General features: G+C 72.2%; 15 protein-coding genes and 1 tRNA gene. 6 read left to right on the forward strand and 10 right to left on the reverse strand.

Translation table 11 applies throughout. The annotated features are described in order from the left end of the window. Positions 1–247: 247 nt before the first annotated feature. A complete protein-coding gene (locus tag ACIGXJ_RS21865) occupies positions 248–1,645 on the reverse strand; it encodes an NAD(P)/FAD-dependent oxidoreductase (protein ID WP_399647838.1) in 1,398 nt (465 codons plus the stop codon). Between the two features lie 268 nt (positions 1,646–1,913). On the opposite strand from ACIGXJ_RS21865, the gene ACIGXJ_RS21870 reads away from it, so the two are divergent. After that, entirely contained in the window at positions 1,914–2,804 is an 891-nt protein-coding gene (locus ACIGXJ_RS21870; protein WP_399647840.1) for an aminoglycoside phosphotransferase family protein, read from the forward strand. Then, positions 2,801–3,277, forward strand: a complete 477-nt coding sequence (locus tag ACIGXJ_RS21875) for a GNAT family N-acetyltransferase (protein WP_399647842.1) — start codon at positions 2,801–2,803, stop codon at positions 3,275–3,277. The genes ACIGXJ_RS21870 and ACIGXJ_RS21875 overlap by 4 nt, the downstream gene beginning before the upstream one ends. 43 nt (positions 3,278–3,320) lie before the next feature. Here the strand turns inward: ACIGXJ_RS21875 and ACIGXJ_RS21880 are convergent. Continuing rightward, a tRNA-Thr gene (locus tag ACIGXJ_RS21880) sits at positions 3,321–3,394 on the reverse strand. Between the two features lie 213 nt (positions 3,395–3,607). Between ACIGXJ_RS21880 and ACIGXJ_RS21885 the strand changes: the two genes are divergently transcribed. The 3 genes from ACIGXJ_RS21885 (at position 3,608) to ACIGXJ_RS21895 (ending at position 6,253) form a co-directional block, all read left to right on the forward strand. After that, positions 3,608–4,696 (forward strand): ABC transporter ATP-binding protein, encoded by a 1,089-nt coding sequence (locus ACIGXJ_RS21885; RefSeq protein ID WP_399647844.1) that lies wholly within the window; start codon positions 3,608–3,610, stop codon positions 4,694–4,696. Between the two features lie 219 nt (positions 4,697–4,915). After that, positions 4,916–5,371: a hypothetical protein gene (locus ACIGXJ_RS21890; protein ID WP_399647848.1), complete on the forward strand. Its 456-nt coding sequence runs from the start codon at positions 4,916–4,918 to the stop codon at positions 5,369–5,371. A 150-nt stretch (positions 5,372–5,521) separates the two neighbouring features. Further along, on the forward strand, positions 5,522–6,253 hold the full coding sequence (locus ACIGXJ_RS21895; RefSeq protein WP_399647850.1) for an NDP-sugar synthase: 732 nt from the start codon (positions 5,522–5,524) through the stop codon (positions 6,251–6,253). Positions 6,254–6,348: 95 nt separating this feature from the next. On the opposite strand, the gene ACIGXJ_RS21900 is transcribed toward ACIGXJ_RS21895, so the two are convergent. From ACIGXJ_RS21900 to ACIGXJ_RS21925, 6 genes are all read right to left on the reverse strand, one after another. Then, positions 6,349–8,058, reverse strand: coding sequence for a DoxX family membrane protein (locus ACIGXJ_RS21900; RefSeq protein WP_399647852.1), 1,710 nt, complete (start codon positions 8,056–8,058; stop codon positions 6,349–6,351). A gap of 117 nt (positions 8,059–8,175) precedes the next feature. Beyond that, positions 8,176–9,117 carry a 23S rRNA (guanosine(2251)-2'-O)-methyltransferase RlmB gene (gene rlmB, locus ACIGXJ_RS21905; protein WP_399647855.1) on the reverse strand — a complete coding sequence of 314 codons (942 nt, stop codon included), beginning with the start codon at positions 9,115–9,117 and terminating at the stop codon, positions 8,176–8,178. Between the two features lie 92 nt (positions 9,118–9,209). After that, positions 9,210–10,607 carry a cysteine--tRNA ligase gene (cysS, locus tag ACIGXJ_RS21910; RefSeq protein WP_399647857.1) on the reverse strand — a complete coding sequence of 466 codons (1,398 nt, stop codon included), beginning with the start codon at positions 10,605–10,607 and terminating at the stop codon, positions 9,210–9,212. Positions 10,608–10,659: 52 nt separating this feature from the next. Then, positions 10,660–11,157: a 2-C-methyl-D-erythritol 2,4-cyclodiphosphate synthase gene (gene ispF, locus ACIGXJ_RS21915; RefSeq protein ID WP_399647860.1), complete on the reverse strand. Its 498-nt coding sequence runs from the start codon at positions 11,155–11,157 to the stop codon at positions 10,660–10,662. Next, positions 11,147–11,944, reverse strand: a complete 798-nt coding sequence (gene ispD, locus ACIGXJ_RS21920; RefSeq protein ID WP_399647863.1) for a 2-C-methyl-D-erythritol 4-phosphate cytidylyltransferase — start codon at positions 11,942–11,944, stop codon at positions 11,147–11,149. Before ispD ends, ispF begins: the two co-directional genes overlap by 11 nt. Positions 11,945–12,226: 282 nt before the next feature. Continuing rightward, entirely contained in the window at positions 12,227–12,709 is a 483-nt protein-coding gene (locus ACIGXJ_RS21925; protein WP_003953493.1) for a CarD family transcriptional regulator, read from the reverse strand. 615 nt (positions 12,710–13,324) lie between these two features. On the opposite strand from ACIGXJ_RS21925, the gene ACIGXJ_RS21930 reads away from it, so the two are divergent. Beyond that, positions 13,325–13,972, forward strand: coding sequence for a copper chaperone PCu(A)C (locus ACIGXJ_RS21930; protein ID WP_399647865.1), 648 nt, complete (start codon positions 13,325–13,327; stop codon positions 13,970–13,972). Positions 13,973–14,038: 66 nt separating this feature from the next. Here ACIGXJ_RS21930 and ACIGXJ_RS21935 read toward each other — a convergent pair whose 3' ends face one another. Together ACIGXJ_RS21935 and ACIGXJ_RS21940 are read right to left on the reverse strand one after the other, a co-directional pair. Then, positions 14,039–14,719 carry a response regulator transcription factor gene (locus ACIGXJ_RS21935; RefSeq protein WP_355906010.1) on the reverse strand — a complete coding sequence of 227 codons (681 nt, stop codon included), beginning with the start codon at positions 14,717–14,719 and terminating at the stop codon, positions 14,039–14,041. Then, complete coding sequence (locus tag ACIGXJ_RS21940; RefSeq protein WP_399647868.1) at positions 14,716–16,017, reverse strand: sensor histidine kinase; 1,302 nt, start codon at positions 16,015–16,017, stop codon at positions 14,716–14,718. The genes ACIGXJ_RS21935 and ACIGXJ_RS21940 overlap by 4 nt, the downstream gene beginning before the upstream one ends. Between the last annotated feature and the right edge of the window lie 11 nt (positions 16,018–16,028).

Here is a 16,028-nt window from a genome sequence, read left to right on the forward strand (position 1 = left end):
AACAGGCGCCCACGGACAGGCCCGCCAGACGGAACAGGCGCCCACGGACAGGCCCGCCAGACGGGACGAACGCCTCACGCAGGGCCCGGTCAGCCGGAAACGGAAGCCGCACGCACGGCCCGCCCGACCGACCGGAAGCCACACCCAAGACCCCGCCCGGCGGAACGGAAGCCGCACGGAAGCCGCACCCAAGGCCCCACAAAGCCCCGCCGCACGGACCGGAACCCGAGCAATCCGAGCGGAGCGCTCAGTGCCGCCCGGACACCCGGTCCGCCACCCGCGCGATCCGCGAGGACCCCGCACTGTGCGAGACCGTCTCGCGCCGGTCGGCTGCCCGGTACGCCGCGTACAGCGCCTGCACGCCCAGCCACCGCAGCGGCTCCGGCTCCCAGCGCCGCACCTTGTGCCCCACCCAGGGCAGCTCGGTCAGTTCGGTCCGCCCGCCCTGCCCGGAGTCCTGCTGCACGAGGTCCCGCAGGGTCCGGCCGGCCAGGTTCGCGGTGGCCACACCCGAGCCGACGTAACCACCCGCCCAGCCGAGCCCCGTCGACCGGTCCAGCGTCACCGTCGCGCACCAGTCGCGCGGCACGCCCAGCACCCCCGACCAGGCGTGCTCGACGCGCACCCCGGCCAGCGGCGGGAAGAACCGCACCAGGATCTCCCGCAGCGCCTCGACCGTCTCCGGCTGCGTACGGCCGTCGTTGTCCGTCCTCGACCCGAAGCGGTACGGCACCCCGCGCCCGCCCAGCGCGATCCGCCCGTCGGCGGTGCGCTGCGCGTACATGTAGGCGTGCGCCATGTCGCCGAGCGTCTCCCGCCCGGCCCAGCCCACCGACTCCCACTGCTCCTCGCTCAGCGGCTCGGTCACCACCATCGAGGAGTTCATCGGCAGCCAGGTCCGCCGCTGCCCCTTCAGGGACGCGGTGAACCCCTCGGTGCAGCGCAGCACATAGGGCGCGCGGACCGTGCCGTACGGCGTCACCGCGTGCTTGGGCCGGATCTCCGTGACCGGCGTCGCCTCGTGGATGGTCACCCCCAGCGCCTCCACCACGGCCGCCAGCCCCTTGACCAGCTTCGCCGGATGCACCCGCGCCCCGTGCGGCGTCCACGACGACCCGACCGCGCCCGCGACACGGATCCGCTCCGCCGTCTCCCGCGCGCCGTACAGCTCCCGGTCCTTCTCGCCGTACGACAGCTCGTGCGCGTGGAACGCCTTCAGCCGCGCCAACTGCGCGGGCGTACAGGCCACTTCGAGTACGCCGCCCCTGTGGACGTCGGCGTCGACGCCCTCGGCCGCGAGGACGGAGACGACCTCGTCGACGGTGTCGTTCATGGCCCGCTGCAGCCGTACGGCGGCGTCCTGCCCGTGCAGCTTCGCGTACCGGTCGCGGCCGGCGATGCCGTTGTACAGCCAGCCGCCGTTGCGCCCGGAGGCGCCGTAGCCGCAGAACCGCTGCTCCAGCACGGTCACCCGGAGGAACGGCGCCGCCTTCTTCAGGTAGTACGCCGTCCACAGGCCCGTGTAGCCGCCGCCCACGATCACCACGTCGGCGGACGCGTCCCCGGCGAGCGGCTCCCGCACCGCCGGAAGCCCGTCGTGCGCGTACCAGAAGGAGACACCACCGTTGACCACAACGCTGCTCATGGCGCGGACGTTAACCCGTCCCCACCGCCGGTGTCTCCTTCGGATTCCGTACTTTCCCACCCCTCTGACCAGCGGCAGCACCCGATCCCCGGGGCGAGGGCGGGCGGCGCGACGAGATGCCCGAGATCGGACCGGCGAAGCAGCGCCCCGGCGCGAGCGGAACGCCGTACGCGACGTGCACGACGCGCGGCGGCCGCCGCCCGGCCCGGCCCGGCCACGGAATCCGGACCCGTGGGCCGGACGCCCGCGCGCCGGTAGCCTCGGCCCGGTGACCGACATCCCGGAGGAACTGGCCGCGACCCAGGCGCGGTACAACGGCGAGGCCGGCCGCGCGTTCATCGCCGCACTCCCGGCCCTGATCACCACGTTCCTGGACCGCTGGAACCTGCGCCCCGACGGCCCGCCCCGCTACGGCGTCTGCGCCCTGGTCCTCCCGGTCGTACGCGGCCACGACACCCGGGCCGCGCTCAAGCTCCAGCTCCAGGACCCGGAGACCACGGACGAGCCCCTCGCCCTGCGCGCCTGGGCCGGCGACGGCGCCGTACGCCTCCTCGACCACGACCCGGCCACCGGCACCATGCTCCTGGAACGCCTGGACGCGGCCCGCCCGCTCTCCAGCCACCCCGACACCCGCGAGGCGGCGCGCATCGTCGCGGGGCTGCTCGTGCGCCTCACCGCGACAAGGGCCCCACGGGGACTGCGCGACCTGGGCGACATCACCCGGGCCCTCCTGGACCGCACGCCCAAGGCCCTGGCCCGTGTCCCCTACGAGCCGGTCCGCCGCCTCCTCACCGACTGCGCGTCGGCCACGGCCGAGGTGGCGGCCGACCCGGGCGACCGCCTGCTGCACTGGGACCTGCACTACGACAACGTCCTGGCGTCCGAGCGCGCCCCCTGGCTGGCGATCGACCCGAAACCGCTGGCGGGCGACCCCGCGTTCGAGCTGCTGCCGGCCCTGCTGAACCGCTTCGACGTGGACGAGATCCTGCCGCGCTTCGACACGATGACCGGCGAGATGTCCCTGGACCGGGCCCGGGCGGCCGCCTGGACGATGGCGAGGGCCCTGCAGAACGCGGTCTGGGCCACCGAGGAGGGCCTTCCCCCGGCCCCCGAAAACCTGGAGATCGCCCGCCGGCTCCGTTCTACGCTCCACTCATGATCCGCACAGCGACCCCGGCCGACATCCCCGTCCTGCACACCCTGATCCGCGAACTGGCGGAGTACGAGAAGGCCCCGCACGAGGCCAAGGCCACCGAGGCCCAGCTCCACGACGCCCTGTTCGGCGACCGCCCCGCCGCCTACGCCCACATCGCCGAGGACGACGCCACGGGCACCCCCGTCGGCTTCGCCCTCTGGTTCCTGAACTTCTCCACCTGGCGCGGCACCCACGGCATCTACCTGGAGGACCTCTACGTCCGCCCGTCCGCCCGAGGCGGCGGCCACGGCAAGGCCCTCCTGACCACCCTGGCCCGCCTCTGCGTCGAACGCGGCTACCAGCGCCTGGAGTGGTCGGTCCTCGACTGGAACGAACCCGCCATCGGCTTCTACCGCTCCCTGGGCGCCGTACCCCAGGACGAGTGGACGGTGTACCGCCTGACGGACGAGGCCCTGACAGCCCTGGCCAAGGCATAACAAAAGCCCAGGCCGGCCCCGGCCGGCCTGGGCTTCCACCCAGAGCCCCCTGTCGGATTCGAACCGACGACCTTCGCTTTACAAGAGCGGCGCTCTAACCAGCTGAGCTAAGGAGGCCTGTGCGCTTCAGGAGCGCGCCCAGGCAGTGTACCCAGGCCCGGGCGGGGGCCCGTCGAAAATTTCCGCGAAGTTCACAGAGGTCCAGGTACTGACAGAGTGGGTGGACGGCAGGTAGCGTCCTGCACGGTTCACTCGCGTGGACTACACCAACCACCTTCCTACAACGGATCGTCCGGCACGTTCCTGCCGGTAGAAGGGGGCCTCTGAGCCATGGCCACTGTCACTTTCGACAAGGCGACCCGGATCTACCCGGGTTCCGAAAAGCCCGCCGTCGACGCTCTGGACATCGAGATCGCGGACGGCGAGTTCCTCGTCCTGGTCGGTCCTTCCGGCTGCGGCAAGTCCACCTCCCTGCGGATGCTCGCGGGTCTCGAGGACGTCAACGGCGGCGCGATCCGCATCGGTGACCGCGACGTCACGCACCTGCCGCCGAAGGACCGGGACATCGCCATGGTGTTCCAGAACTACGCGCTCTACCCGCACATGACGGTCGCCGACAACATGGGCTTCGCGCTCAAGATCGCCGGCGTCAACAAGGCGGAGATCCGCAAGAAGGTCGAGGAGGCCGCGAAGATCCTCGACCTGACCGAGTACCTGGACCGCAAGCCGAAGGCCCTCTCGGGCGGTCAGCGCCAGCGTGTCGCCATGGGCCGCGCGATCGTGCGTGAGCCGCAGGTGTTCCTCATGGACGAGCCGCTGTCCAACCTGGACGCCAAGCTCCGTGTCTCCACCCGTACGCAGATCGCCTCGCTGCAGCGCCGCCTCGGCATCACCACCGTCTACGTCACCCACGACCAGGTCGAGGCCCTCACCATGGGCGACCGGGTCGCGGTCCTCAAGGACGGTCTGCTCCAGCAGGTCGACACCCCGCGCAACATGTACGACAAGCCCGCGAACCTGTTCGTCGCCGGCTTCATCGGCTCCCCGGCCATGAACCTGGTCGAGGTCCCGGTCGCCGACGGCGGCGTGAAGTTCGGCAACTCGGTGGTGCCGGTACAGCGCGACGCGCTCTCCGCCACCAGCGACAAGACCGTCACGGTCGGCGTGCGCCCCGAGCACTTCGACGTGGCGGGCCCGGAGTCCGACCTCGGTGTCGAGGTCGTCGTCAACGTCGTGGAGGAGCTCGGCTCCGACGCGTTCGTCTACGGCACCGCCAACGTCGGCGGCGCGTCCAAGGACCTCGTCGTCCGCGTCGGCGGCCGTGACGTCCCGGAGAAGGGCAGCACGCTGCACGTCGTCCCGCGGGCCGGTGAGACGCACGTCTTCTCCACCTCGACCGGCGCGCGCCTGTCCGACTGAAACCCGCAACCGCGGAACATCCCCGGGTAATTCACCCAGGTTGACGAAGAGGGCCCCGCAGACTCCCGCGGGGCCCTCTTCGCTGTCGACGAATACCCCGGCAAACCCCGCATTTCGAGCAGCGGGCGTCAACCCGTTACCCCGAAATCGGCACCTTCTCATCCCCCGAACCGGTGACTAAATGTCGCCAAATCATTACCAGAGGCTACGCTGCCCAGCGTGAAGCACTCCACCACCACCCAGACGCGAAGCGGCCGGGGCCCTGCCCGCCGGATCGGCCGCAGCCTCGCCCTCGTCCTGCCCGTCGTCCTGGTGCTCTCCGGGACCCTCGCGGTGACCCGGGTCAACTGGTCGGGCGACCCGTCGACCTCGGTGCTCACCGCGTCGGACACCACCGTCTCCGACGACGCCAAGCCGGCCGCCCCGCGCCGCCCGCACGAGCGGCTGCGCGACCAGCTCCTGACCGAGCTCCAGGAGAAGGACCCCGGCATCGCCCTCACCCACCTCCAGCAGGCCGTCGACGAGCGTCCCTCGCTCGCCGAGCACTGCACCTCCATCGCCCGCGCCCTCGGCCGGGCCGCGGTCGCCCTCTACGGCCCCAAGCGAGCCCAGTCCTTCGCCCGCCCGGTCTGCGACACGGCGTACGCGTCGGGAGTCATGGTCGCGACGGGCTGAATCGCCGAGAAACGCCCCGCAAGGGGCGACGCCCCAGGGGCGCGGGGAACTGCGCGAGCAACACACGACGGCCCGCGGCCGCACATGCGCAGAACCCCCGCCCCCACAGGCGCCTGCGGCCCCGGAACAGCGCCCGCGTAAAGTTCGGGCATGACCGACCCGAACGCCGCCTCCCGCCCCACCCAGGCCGTGGTCCTCGCCGGAGGCCAGGGCTCACGCCTGCGCCCGTACACCGACGACCGTCCCAAGCCGATGGTGGAGATCCCGGGCACGGGCACGCCGATCATCGGCCATCAGCTCGCCTGGCTCGCCGAGGAGGGCGTCACCCACGTCGTCGTCAGCTGCGGCCACCTCGCCGAGGTGCTCCAGAAGTGGCTCGACACCGCGGACCTGCCGCTGAACGTCACCACGGTCGTCGAGACCGAGCCCCTCGGCCGCGGCGGCGGCCTGAAGTACGCCGCCGCGCACCTGCCCCACCCGGACCGGCCCTGGTACGCCACCAACGGCGACATCTGGACCCGCTTCTCCCTGCGGGACATGGCCGACTTCCACACCGAGCGCGACGCCGTCGCGACCCTCGCCCTGGCCCGCCCGCGCATCCCGTGGGGCGCCGTCCAGACGGACGGCTTCGGCCACATCACGGACTTCATCGAGGCCCCGCCGTCGACCTTCGAGATCAACGCCGGCGTCTACGTCTTCTCCCCCGAGTTCGCCGGCCTGCTCCCCGAGCGCGGCGACCACGAGCGCACCACGTTCCCGCACCTGGCCCGTGAGCACCGCCTGGCCGGCTTCCCGCTCCCCCAGGGCGCCTACTGGCGCGCCATCGACACCGCCAAGGACCTCACGGAGGCCGCGAAGGAACTGGCGGCCATGGGCCGCTAGAGCCGCCTCCGCCCCGGCCTCCCCGGGGCGTACGACGACGGGGTCCCGCATCTGCTGCAGATGCGGGACCCCGTCGTCGTGGAGCCGGCCGGGCGTCAGCCCAGGAGGCCGCCGACCAGGCCGGGCTCCTCGGGGGCGGGTGCCCCGCCACCACCGGAGTCGCCTCCTCCGGAGCCGGTGCCGCCGGAGGACGTGGCGCCGCCGGAGGCGGGGCCGGTGCTGGTGCTCGGGGGCTGCTCCTGGGCCGGGATGGACTGCTGCGGCGGGGCCTCGCCGACCGTGCCCTGCGTCTGGCTGGGGGCGCTGCCCGCGGGGGCGTCGTCCTGGGTGGCGCCGGGTGTGGTCGCGGCGCCCGCGGTGGGGGCGGCCGAGGTGGCGGCCTCCTCGGTGGGCGTCGTGGCGGCGGAGGGGCTGCTGCTCTCCTTCTTCTCGCGCTTCCCGGGCTCCTGCGGCAGCGGCGAGCCGGGCAGTTCGTTGCGCGGGATGCCGCCGGGGCCGGGGACGACGATCCGGTCGGCGTCGCGGACGGCTCCGCCGAGCAGCGAGCCCAGCAGCAGGGTCAGGCCGGTGGCGACGGCGGTGACCAGGGCGCCGCGGCGCAGGACGTAGCGGCGCAGGTCCCAGATGTCGGAGCGGGGGCCGAGCCGGCGCCAGGCCATGCCGGCGAGGCGGCCGTCGACGGAGTAGACGGGGGCGCCGGCGATGATCAGCGGCGACCAGGCGGCGAGGTAGATGATGTCGGGGGTGTCGTAGGCGGGGACGCTCTTCCAGCTGACGGTGACGAGCAGCGCGGCCGACAGCAGCGCCCCGAACACGGCGGCGACCCGCTGCCAGCAGCCCAGGACCGTCAGGACGCCGACGACGACCTGCGCGAAGGCGATGACGAGGCCGGAGCCGACGGGGTGCTCGAGGGCGAACTGGCGCAGCGGCTCGGCGACCTCCCACGGGTGGAGGGTGTTGAGCCACTTCACCATGGAGCCGCGCTTGCCGCCGTCGAAGTAGACGGGGTCGCACAGCTTGCCCATGCCGGCGTAGATGGAGATGAAGCCGAGGAAGATGCGCAGCGGGAGGAGGACGACGCCGAGGTTCAGGCGGCGGCCGGGGTAGTAGGCGTGCCGCGCGGGGTCGTCGGCGTGCCGTCCGCCGCGGCGTCGCGTGCCGTCGAGGTCGGTGTCCGGGTCGGTGTCGGGACCGTCGGCGTACCGGGCGTCGTAGCCGGGTTCGTCGTAGGCGCTGCCCACGGTGCGCATGGCGGGCAGGAGGCGGGTGCCGGCGCCGTCGGGGGTGCGCTGGGCGCCGACGACGGGGGTCTCGACGGTCTGGTCGAGCCCGTCGTAGACGTCGTCGTAGCCGTCGTCGTAACCGTGGTCGTAGCCGGGGCCGGTGACGCCGACACGCGGGATGACCTGGGTGGCGCCGGCGTCGGCTTCCTCGGCGGGGCGGACGCCCGCAGTGCGCACGGCCTGGAGCAGGCGGTGGGCGCCGGTGTCGTCGGGGGCCGAGCGGCCGCTCCAGACGACGGGGCGGCGACGGGCGCCGCCGGGCCCGGCCGCCGCGCCCGCCGCGCCGGCGGGGATGCGGGCGGTGTCCTCGGTGGCGCTCAGGTGCCGTGCGACCCGCACGGACTGGGCGCGCCGCGAGGAGGCGCCCAACTGCACGCGGAAACTCGCATGGTTGACGATGATCTGCGCCGGGTCGCTCGGCACCTTCACCATGCTCAGCGCGGGAGCGTCGTCGGGTCCGGAAGTGAATCCCGACGAGCGGTCCCCCGTGGGTGTGCGGGGTGTTCTGGTGTCCACACTCATCTAACCGAGTGACGCGAGGTTAGGACACTGTCTTGACCTGCCGGATCTGTCCGGACCCCGTCAAGCTTGCCCTGGACGCCAGGATTGCCCTGTACGGGTGATCCTGTGGACGTGCGTTCAGGCGCGTCGGCGCGCCGCCTCGTACAGCACGATGCCCGCGGCCACACCGGCGTTCAGCGACTCGGCGCCGCCCGGCATGGGGATGCGCACACGGAAGTCGCAGGTCTCGCCGACCAGCCGCGACAGGCCCTTGCCCTCGCTGCCCACGACGATGACGACCGGCCCGCCCAGCGCCTCCAGTTCGCCCACCTCGGCCTCACCGTCGGCGGCGAGCCCGATCACCGTGACGCCCGCCTTCTTGTACTGCTCCAGCGCGCGGGTCAGGTTGGTGGCCCGGGCGACCGGCGTACGGGCGGCCGTACCGGCGGACGTCTTCCAGGCGCCGGCGGTCATACCGGCCGCGCGGCGCTCGGGCACGACCACGCCGTGCCCGCCGAAGGCGGAGACCGAGCGGACGACGGCGCCGAGGTTGCGCGGGTCGGTGACCCCGTCGAGCGCGACGATCAGCGGGTCCTCGCCCTCGTCCGCGGCGGCGTCGAGGAGGTCCTCGGGGTGCGCGTACTCGTACGGCGGGACCTGCAGGACCAGGCCCTGGTGGTTCAGGCCGTTGGTCATGCGGTCGAGCTCGGGGCGGGGCGCCTCCATGAGGTTGATGCCGCCGCGGTCGGCCGCGAGCTGCAGCGCCTCGCGGACCCGCTCGTCGTTGTCGATGAACTGCTGGACGTAGAGCGTGGAGGCGGGGACGCCGCCGCGCAGCGCCTCGACGACCGGGTTGCGGCCGACGACCAGCTCGGAGGCGGACTTGCCGCCGCGGCCCTTGGGCGCGGGGCGGCGCACCGACTGCTTCGCCTTGGCGTTGGCGAGGCGGTTCTTCTTGTGGCCCTTGCGCATCTCGGCGGGCGGGGTCGGCCCCTTGCCCTCCAGGCCCCTGCGCCGCTGGCCGCCACTGCCGACCTGCGCGCCCTTCTTGCCGGACATGCGGCGGTTGTTGGCTGCCATGAGCTACCTGTCTTTTCGGGTGTTCTGAGAACTGGATACGTACGTCGTGGCAAGTGTGCCGCCCAGGAGGCCGGGCGGCACATTCGCGGTGGTCAGCGGCCGATGCTCCAGCGCGGGCCCTGCGGGCTGTCCTCGATGGCGAGCCCGGACTGCTTGAGCTGGTCGCGGATGGCGTCGGCGGTGGCCCAGTCCTTGCGGGCGCGGGCCGCCTCACGCTGGTCGAGGACCAGGCGGACGAGGCTGTCGACGACGCCGTGCAGCTCCTCGCCCTGGTCCGACTCGCCGGCCCAGAGCGGGTCGAGCGGGTCGAGGCCGAGGACGCCGAGCATGGCGCGGACCTCGGCGAGGCGGGCGACGGCGGCGTCCTTGTCGTCGGCGGCGAGGGCGCTGTTGCCCTGCCGGACGGTGGTGTGGACGACGGCGAGCGCCTGCGGGACACCGAGGTCGTCGTCCATCGCGTCGGCGAAGGCCGGCGGCACCTCGGCGGCGGGCTCGACCGGGCCCCCGGCGAGCTCGACGACGCGCTGCGCGAAGCCCTCGATCCGGGCGTACGCCGACTCGGCCTCGCGCAGGGCGTCCTCGCTGTACTCGATCATCGAGCGGTAGTGCGGGGTGCCGAGGTAGTAGCGCAGGACGACGGGCCGCCAGTGCTTGACCATCTCGGAGACGAGGACGCTGTTGCCGAGCGACTTGGACATCTTCTCGCCGCTCATGGTGACCCAGGCGTTGTGCACCCAGTACCGGGCGAACTCGTCGCCGTAGGCCTTGGCCTGGGCGATCTCGTTCTCGTGGTGCGGGAAGATCAGGTCCAGGCCGCCGCCGTGGATGTCGAAGGCGGAGCCCAGGTACTTGTGGGCCATCGCCGAGCACTCCAGGTGCCAGCCGGGGCGGCCGCGGCCCCACGGCGTCTCCCAGTCGGGCTCGCCCGGCTTGGTCGCCTTCCACATGGCGAAGTCGCGCGGGTCGCGCTTGCCGGTGATGCCCTCCTCGGCGGGCTGCCGCATCTCGTCCAGGTCCTGCCGGGACAGCTCCAGGTACGAGGGCCAGGAGCGGACGTCGAAGTAGACGCTGCCGTCGGCCTCGTAGGCGTGACCGCGCTCGATCAGGCCGCGCATCATCTCGACCATCTCGGTGACATGGCCGGTGGCGCGCGGTTCGTAGGTGGGCGGCAGGCAGCCGAGGGCGCGGTAGCCGTCGTTGAAGGCGCGCTCGTTCTCGTAGCCGATGGACCACCAGGGGCGGCCCTGGTCGGCGGCCTTGGTGATGATCTTGTCGTCGATGTCGGTGACGTTGCGGATGAACGTGACGTCGTAGCCGCGGTACTCGAACCAGCGGCGCATGATGTCGAAGTTCAGCCCCGACCGGATGTGCCCGATGTGCGGGGCCGCCTGGACGGTGGCGCCACACAGGTAGATCGAGACACAGCCCGGCGTGAGCGGGGTGAAGTCACGAATCTGCCGGGCGCTGGTGTCGTACAGGCGAATAGTCACGGGTCCAGGGTAGTGGGCGGCGGGTGGTGCGTGGCGCCGTAGGCCTGTTTCGTCAGGCCTGCTTCCTCGCCACCAGTGCGGTCGCGATCGCCATCAGGCCCTCGTCGCGTCCGGGGAAGCCGAGGCCGTCGGTGGTGGCGCCGGAGACGGAGACGGGAGCGCCGGCCGCCTCGGAGAGGATCTTCTGCGCCTCGTCGCGGCGCTTGCCGATCTTCGGGCGGGGACCGACGACCTGGACGGCGACGTTGCCGATGACGAAGCCCGCCTCGCGGACGATCCGCGCGGCCTCGGTCAGCAGGGTCACGCCCGAGGCACCGGACCACTCGGGGCGGCCCGTGCCGAAGTGCTGCCCCAGGTCCCCGAGCCCGGCCGCGGAGAACAGGGCGTTGCAGGCGGCGTGGGCGACGACGTCCGCGTCGGAGTGCCCGGCGAGGCCCGTGCCCTCGCCCTCCCACTTCAGGCCCGCGCACCACAGGTCGCGGCCCTCCTCGAAGGCGTGGATGTCGGTGCCGATGCCGACCTGGGGAAGGAGAGGCGCCTCAGAAGCCATCGTTGAGCCTCCTGCGGGCGAGGACCGCCTCGGCGAGGACGAGGTCGAGGGGGCGGGTGACCTTGAAGGCCTCCTCGTGGCCGGGGACGGTCACGACCGGGACGCCGAGCTGCTCGATCATGCTCGCGTCGTCGGTGACGTCGCCGGTGACCGTCTCGTGGGCGCGGACCAGGGTGGCCCGGTCGAAGCCCTGCGGGGTCTGCACCGCGCGCAGGCGGGCGCGCTCGGGGGTGGCGACGACCGGCTCCGGGGTGCCGGGGGCGGTCGCGGGCTCGACCTCCTTCACCGTGTCGGCGAGCGGAAGGGCGGGCACCACGGCGGGGGCGCCCTCGCGGACCGCCTCGATCACGGCGTCGACGGTGTCGACCGGGACCAGCGGGCGGGCGGCGTCGTGCACCAGGACGATGTCGTAGCCGGGCGGCAGCGCGTCCAGGCCGAGCCTGACGGACTCCTGACGGGACGCGCCGCCGGGCACGACCAGGAAGTCGGTGCTCCCCCAGCTACCGCTGGGGGTACCCCCGGGCAGCGCGTGCGCGTCGAGCATGGACTTCACCTCGGCGGCGCCGTCCGGCGGGGCCACGACCACCACCAGGGACACCGCGCGGGAGGCGGCCATGGCGCGCACCGCGTGGATGAGCATCGGCGTGCCGTTCAGGGCGCGGAGCGCCTTGGGGGCGCCGGGGCCGAGACGGACGCCCCGGCCAGCGGCCGGGATGACGGCGGCCGTGCGTGCCGGGCGGGCCTCGGAGCCGGTGTCCGAGGGTGAAGGGCGCGAAACGTCAGACATCGCTTCCTGTCAGGTTTGTGTGCGCGGCCTTGGTGGGTATGGCCTCAGTCGGCGTGCTTGGCACGTGGTCCGACCGGCCCCTTCCGTGACTCCGGTCGAGCCATCGTCCCGGGCCCGCACAGTACCGGGGGGTCTCCCCTCGGCGTACGGCTCGGGCGTACGACATCCCGTACTCCGTGTACGGACATGCCGCAGCGCCCGGCGACAGTCCTAGTGTCATCGGGCACCGCGGCATTTCGATGTGCTGGGCGTGCTGGGCCGGGCGGGTTCACACCGCTCGGTTCAGGAGGCGAGAACCTCGTCGAGCAGGGCCTCGGCCTTGTCCTCGTTGGTGTTCTCCGCGAGGGCGAGTTCGCTCACCAGGATCTGGCGAGCCTTGGCGAGCATGCGCTTCTCACCGGCGGACAGTCCGCGCTCGCGCTCGCGACGCCACAGGTCACGCACGACTTCCGCGACCTTGATGACATCACCGGAGGCAAGCTTCTCCAGGTTTGCCTTGTAGCGACGGGACCAGTTCGTGGGCTCCTCGGCGTACGGCGCGCGCAGCACCTCGAAGACCCGGTCCAGCCCGTCCTGGCCGACCACATCACGCACGCCGACGAACTCCGCATTGTCCGCTGGCACACGTACCGTCAGGTCACCCTGGGCGACCTTCAGCACCAAGTAGGTCTTGTCCACGCCTTTGATCTGGCGAGTTTCGATGGCCTCGATCAGCGCGGCCCCGTGATGGGGATAGACCACGGTGTCGCCAACCTTGAACGTCATGTGACAGGTACCCCTTCCGTGGCTATCCAGGGTAACACGGATACGGCGTCTTCTGAATGGCGTTTTCGCAGGTCAGGGCATATCTCGGGGCTTGACAACAGCGACAGGAACATGCTGCGACGGGTCCGCGGAACCAGGTATTCGCAGGTCGGAGCGGTTGTTCGGGCGGGGCGAAACGTGCACGTTGCACACCTCCGGAGCCTCCGCCAAGCGGACGAACATCCCGAAATGTCCGCTTCCAAGTGATCGACTTCCGCTACTCCGTTCGGTGAGAGGAGTCGGGTACAAGACGATTCCGGAATTGGTCCGCTCAGGCGTACGCCACGGTCGCGGATGATCAATTTCCGGCGCCTTGGCGCATTCCTTCACGGAAAATTTGCGAGCGGATCCTCGCGCTTTCGCGAGGCGGGATTGTGTGAATGCCGGACCGCGCCGGGTGAAGTGACCGGCGCGCCGGCGACCGGTCTCGGTACCCCCTGCCGAGCGACGCGACGGGCCGGGGGGAGGGTCGGGTGCGGCGGCACAGGAACGGCTCGGTAACCTGGGGCCGCTGACAGACACTTAGGGCGGCTTTATCAGGAGAGCCGCCCCTGCGTTCAAGGAGTTGCCGCCGCCGTGAGCAGCAGCCTTCGACGCGGCGCCCTCGCCGCCTCCGTCATCGCGTTCTCCTTCGCCTCGCTCGCCGCGTGCGGTGCCGGGAACGACGCGCAGACCCTCGGGATCAAGCCGGACAACGCGGCCACCAGCGTCGGCGACATCAAGGTCCAGAACGCGCTGGTGATCATCCAGCCCGAGCGCGAGTCCGAAGGCCCCGCCGCGGTGTCCGCCACCCTCTACAACTCCGGCGACTCCGCCCAGACGGTCGAGTCCATCACCGTGGACGGCGTCGGCGAGGCCGAGATCAAGCCCGCCGAGGGCTCGGGCGCGCTGACCGTCCCGGCCGGCGGCTCGGTCGTGATCGGCGGTGACGGCAACGCCACCGCCCTGCTCCAGGACGCCGCGGCGCTGGCCGACGGCGCCAACCAGAAGGTCACCTTCGCGTTCAGCGAGACCGGCGACGTCAGCCTGGCGGCCCTCGTGGTCCCCGCCGAGAGCTACTTCAGCTCCTGGGGTCCGGCCGACGTCCCGTCCGCCCCGGAGGGCAGCGCCTCGGCGTCCGCCTCCGAGAGCGGCGAGCCCTCCGAGGGCGCGTCCGAGTCCCCCTCGGGCACGCCGTCGGACGAGGCGTCCGCCTCCGCCTCGGAGAGCGCCGCCGCGCACTGACCCGCCGGACGCCCGAAGGGCGGGACCTCCACGGAGGTCCCGCCCTTCGTCGTCGTACGACCGTGTCTACGGCTCGAACTTGTAGCCCAGCCCCCGCACCGTCACCAGGTACCTCGGCGCGCCCGGGTCGGGCTCGATCTTGGCGCGCAGGCGCTTGACGTGGACGTCGAGGGTCTTGGTGTCGCCCACGTAGTCGGCGCCCCAGACGCGGTCGATGAGCTGCATCCGGGTCAGGACGCGCCCGGCGTTGCGCAGCAGCATCTCCAGGAGGTCGAACTCCTTCAGCGGGAGGTCGATCTTGGAGCCGGAGACGGTGACGACATGGCGGTCGACGTCCATGCGGACCGGTCCCGCCTCCAGGGCGGCCGGGGCGACCTCCTCCGGCTCGCCGCGGCGGCGCAGCACCGCGCGGATGCGGGCGACCAGCTCGCGGGAGGAGAAGGGCTTGGTGACGTAGTCGTCGGCCCCTATCTCCAGGCCCACGACCTTGTCGATCTCGCTGTCCTTGGCGGTCACCATGATCACGGGAACGTTGGAGCGGCCACGCAGCTGACGGCACACCTCCGTGCCCGGCAGGCCGGGCAGCATCAGGTCGAGGAGCACGAGGTCGGCGCCGTTGCGCTCGAACTCGTCGAGTCCGTCGGGGCCGGTGGTCGCGACGGCGACCTCGAAGCCCTCCTTGCGGAGCATGTACGACAGGGCGTCGGAGAAGGACTCCTCGTCCTCGACGACGAGCACACGGGTCACGGAAGGACCTCCGGGGCGGAAAGCGTCTGGTACGCGGTTGACTCGGGGGTGGGGGAAGACGTCGTGCGGGAGCTTCCGGCTGCGTGCCCGGCCGATCCCGCTCCGCTCTCTTCGTCGAGGGCGGGGTGCTGCTGCGCGCGGTCGCGGGAGGCCCCCGCCTCCGGCAGCCGCAGGGTGAACGTGGAGCCCTGTCCCTCGGAGCTCCACACCGTGACCTCCCCGCCGTGCGAGGCGGCCACGTGCTTGACGATCGCCAGGCCGAGCCCCGTACCGCCGGTGGCGCGGGAGCGGGCCGGGTCGACGCGGTAGAAGCGCTCGAAGATGCGCTCCTTGTCCTTGTCGGATATGCCGATGCCCTGGTCGGTGACGGCGATCTCGATGAAGTCCCCGCCCGGGGCGGTCACCCGGCGCGCGGCGATGCCGACGCGGGTGCGGGCGGGCGAGTAGTTGACGGCGTTCTCGACGAGATTGCCGAGGGCGGCCGCGAGCTGGCCGCGATGGCCCCACACGTGCAGCTCGGCGGTGCCGCCCGCGGCCATGGTGATCTGCTTGGTGGATGCCTGGTGCCGGCAGCGGTCGATGGCCTCGGCGACCAGTTCGTCGACCCGGACCGGTTCGGCGTCCTCCAGCGGGTCGTCGTTCTGCACCCGGGAGAGGTCGATCAGCTCCTGCACGAGGTTGGTCAGCCGGGTCGCCTCGATCTGCATCCGGCCCGCGAAGCGCTGCACGGCCTCGGGGTCGTCGCAGGCGTCCATGACGGCCTCGGAGAGCAGGGAGAGCGCGCCGACCGGGGTCTTCAGCTCATGGCTGACGTTCGCGACGAAGTCCCGCCGCACCGCCTCGATGCGCCGGGCCTCGGTGAGGTCCTCGACCAGCAGCAGCACCAGCCGCGAGCCCAGCGGGGCGACCCGGGCGGAGACCGCGAGGGCCTCGCCGCGGCCGCTTCCGCGCCTGGGCAGGTCCAGCTCGACCTGGCGTATCTCACCGTCGCGCCGGGTGTCGCGGGCCATCTGCAGCATCGGCTCGACGGCGAGCTCGCCGCCGCGCACCAGACCCAGGGCGTACGCCGCCGAGCTGGCCTTGACGACGGCGTCGGCCTCGTCGAGGACGACCGCCGAGGAGCGCAGCACCGACAGGACGGTGTCCACGCCGGGCGGCAGCACCGCCTCGGTGTGCAGGGAGGTCCGGGTGGGGCGTTTCAGGTCGCGTTCGCTCCAGCGGAACGCCAGCATGGCGATGACACCGGTGAGCACTCCGGCGATCGCTGCCGCTGCGGCGACCGCCGCGTTCACGTCCATGCCCCCAGGTT

Source organism: Streptomyces sp. NPDC053367 (assembly GCF_044545925.1).
In the GTDB taxonomy this organism is placed as follows: Bacteria; Actinomycetota; Actinomycetes; order Streptomycetales; family Streptomycetaceae; genus Streptomyces.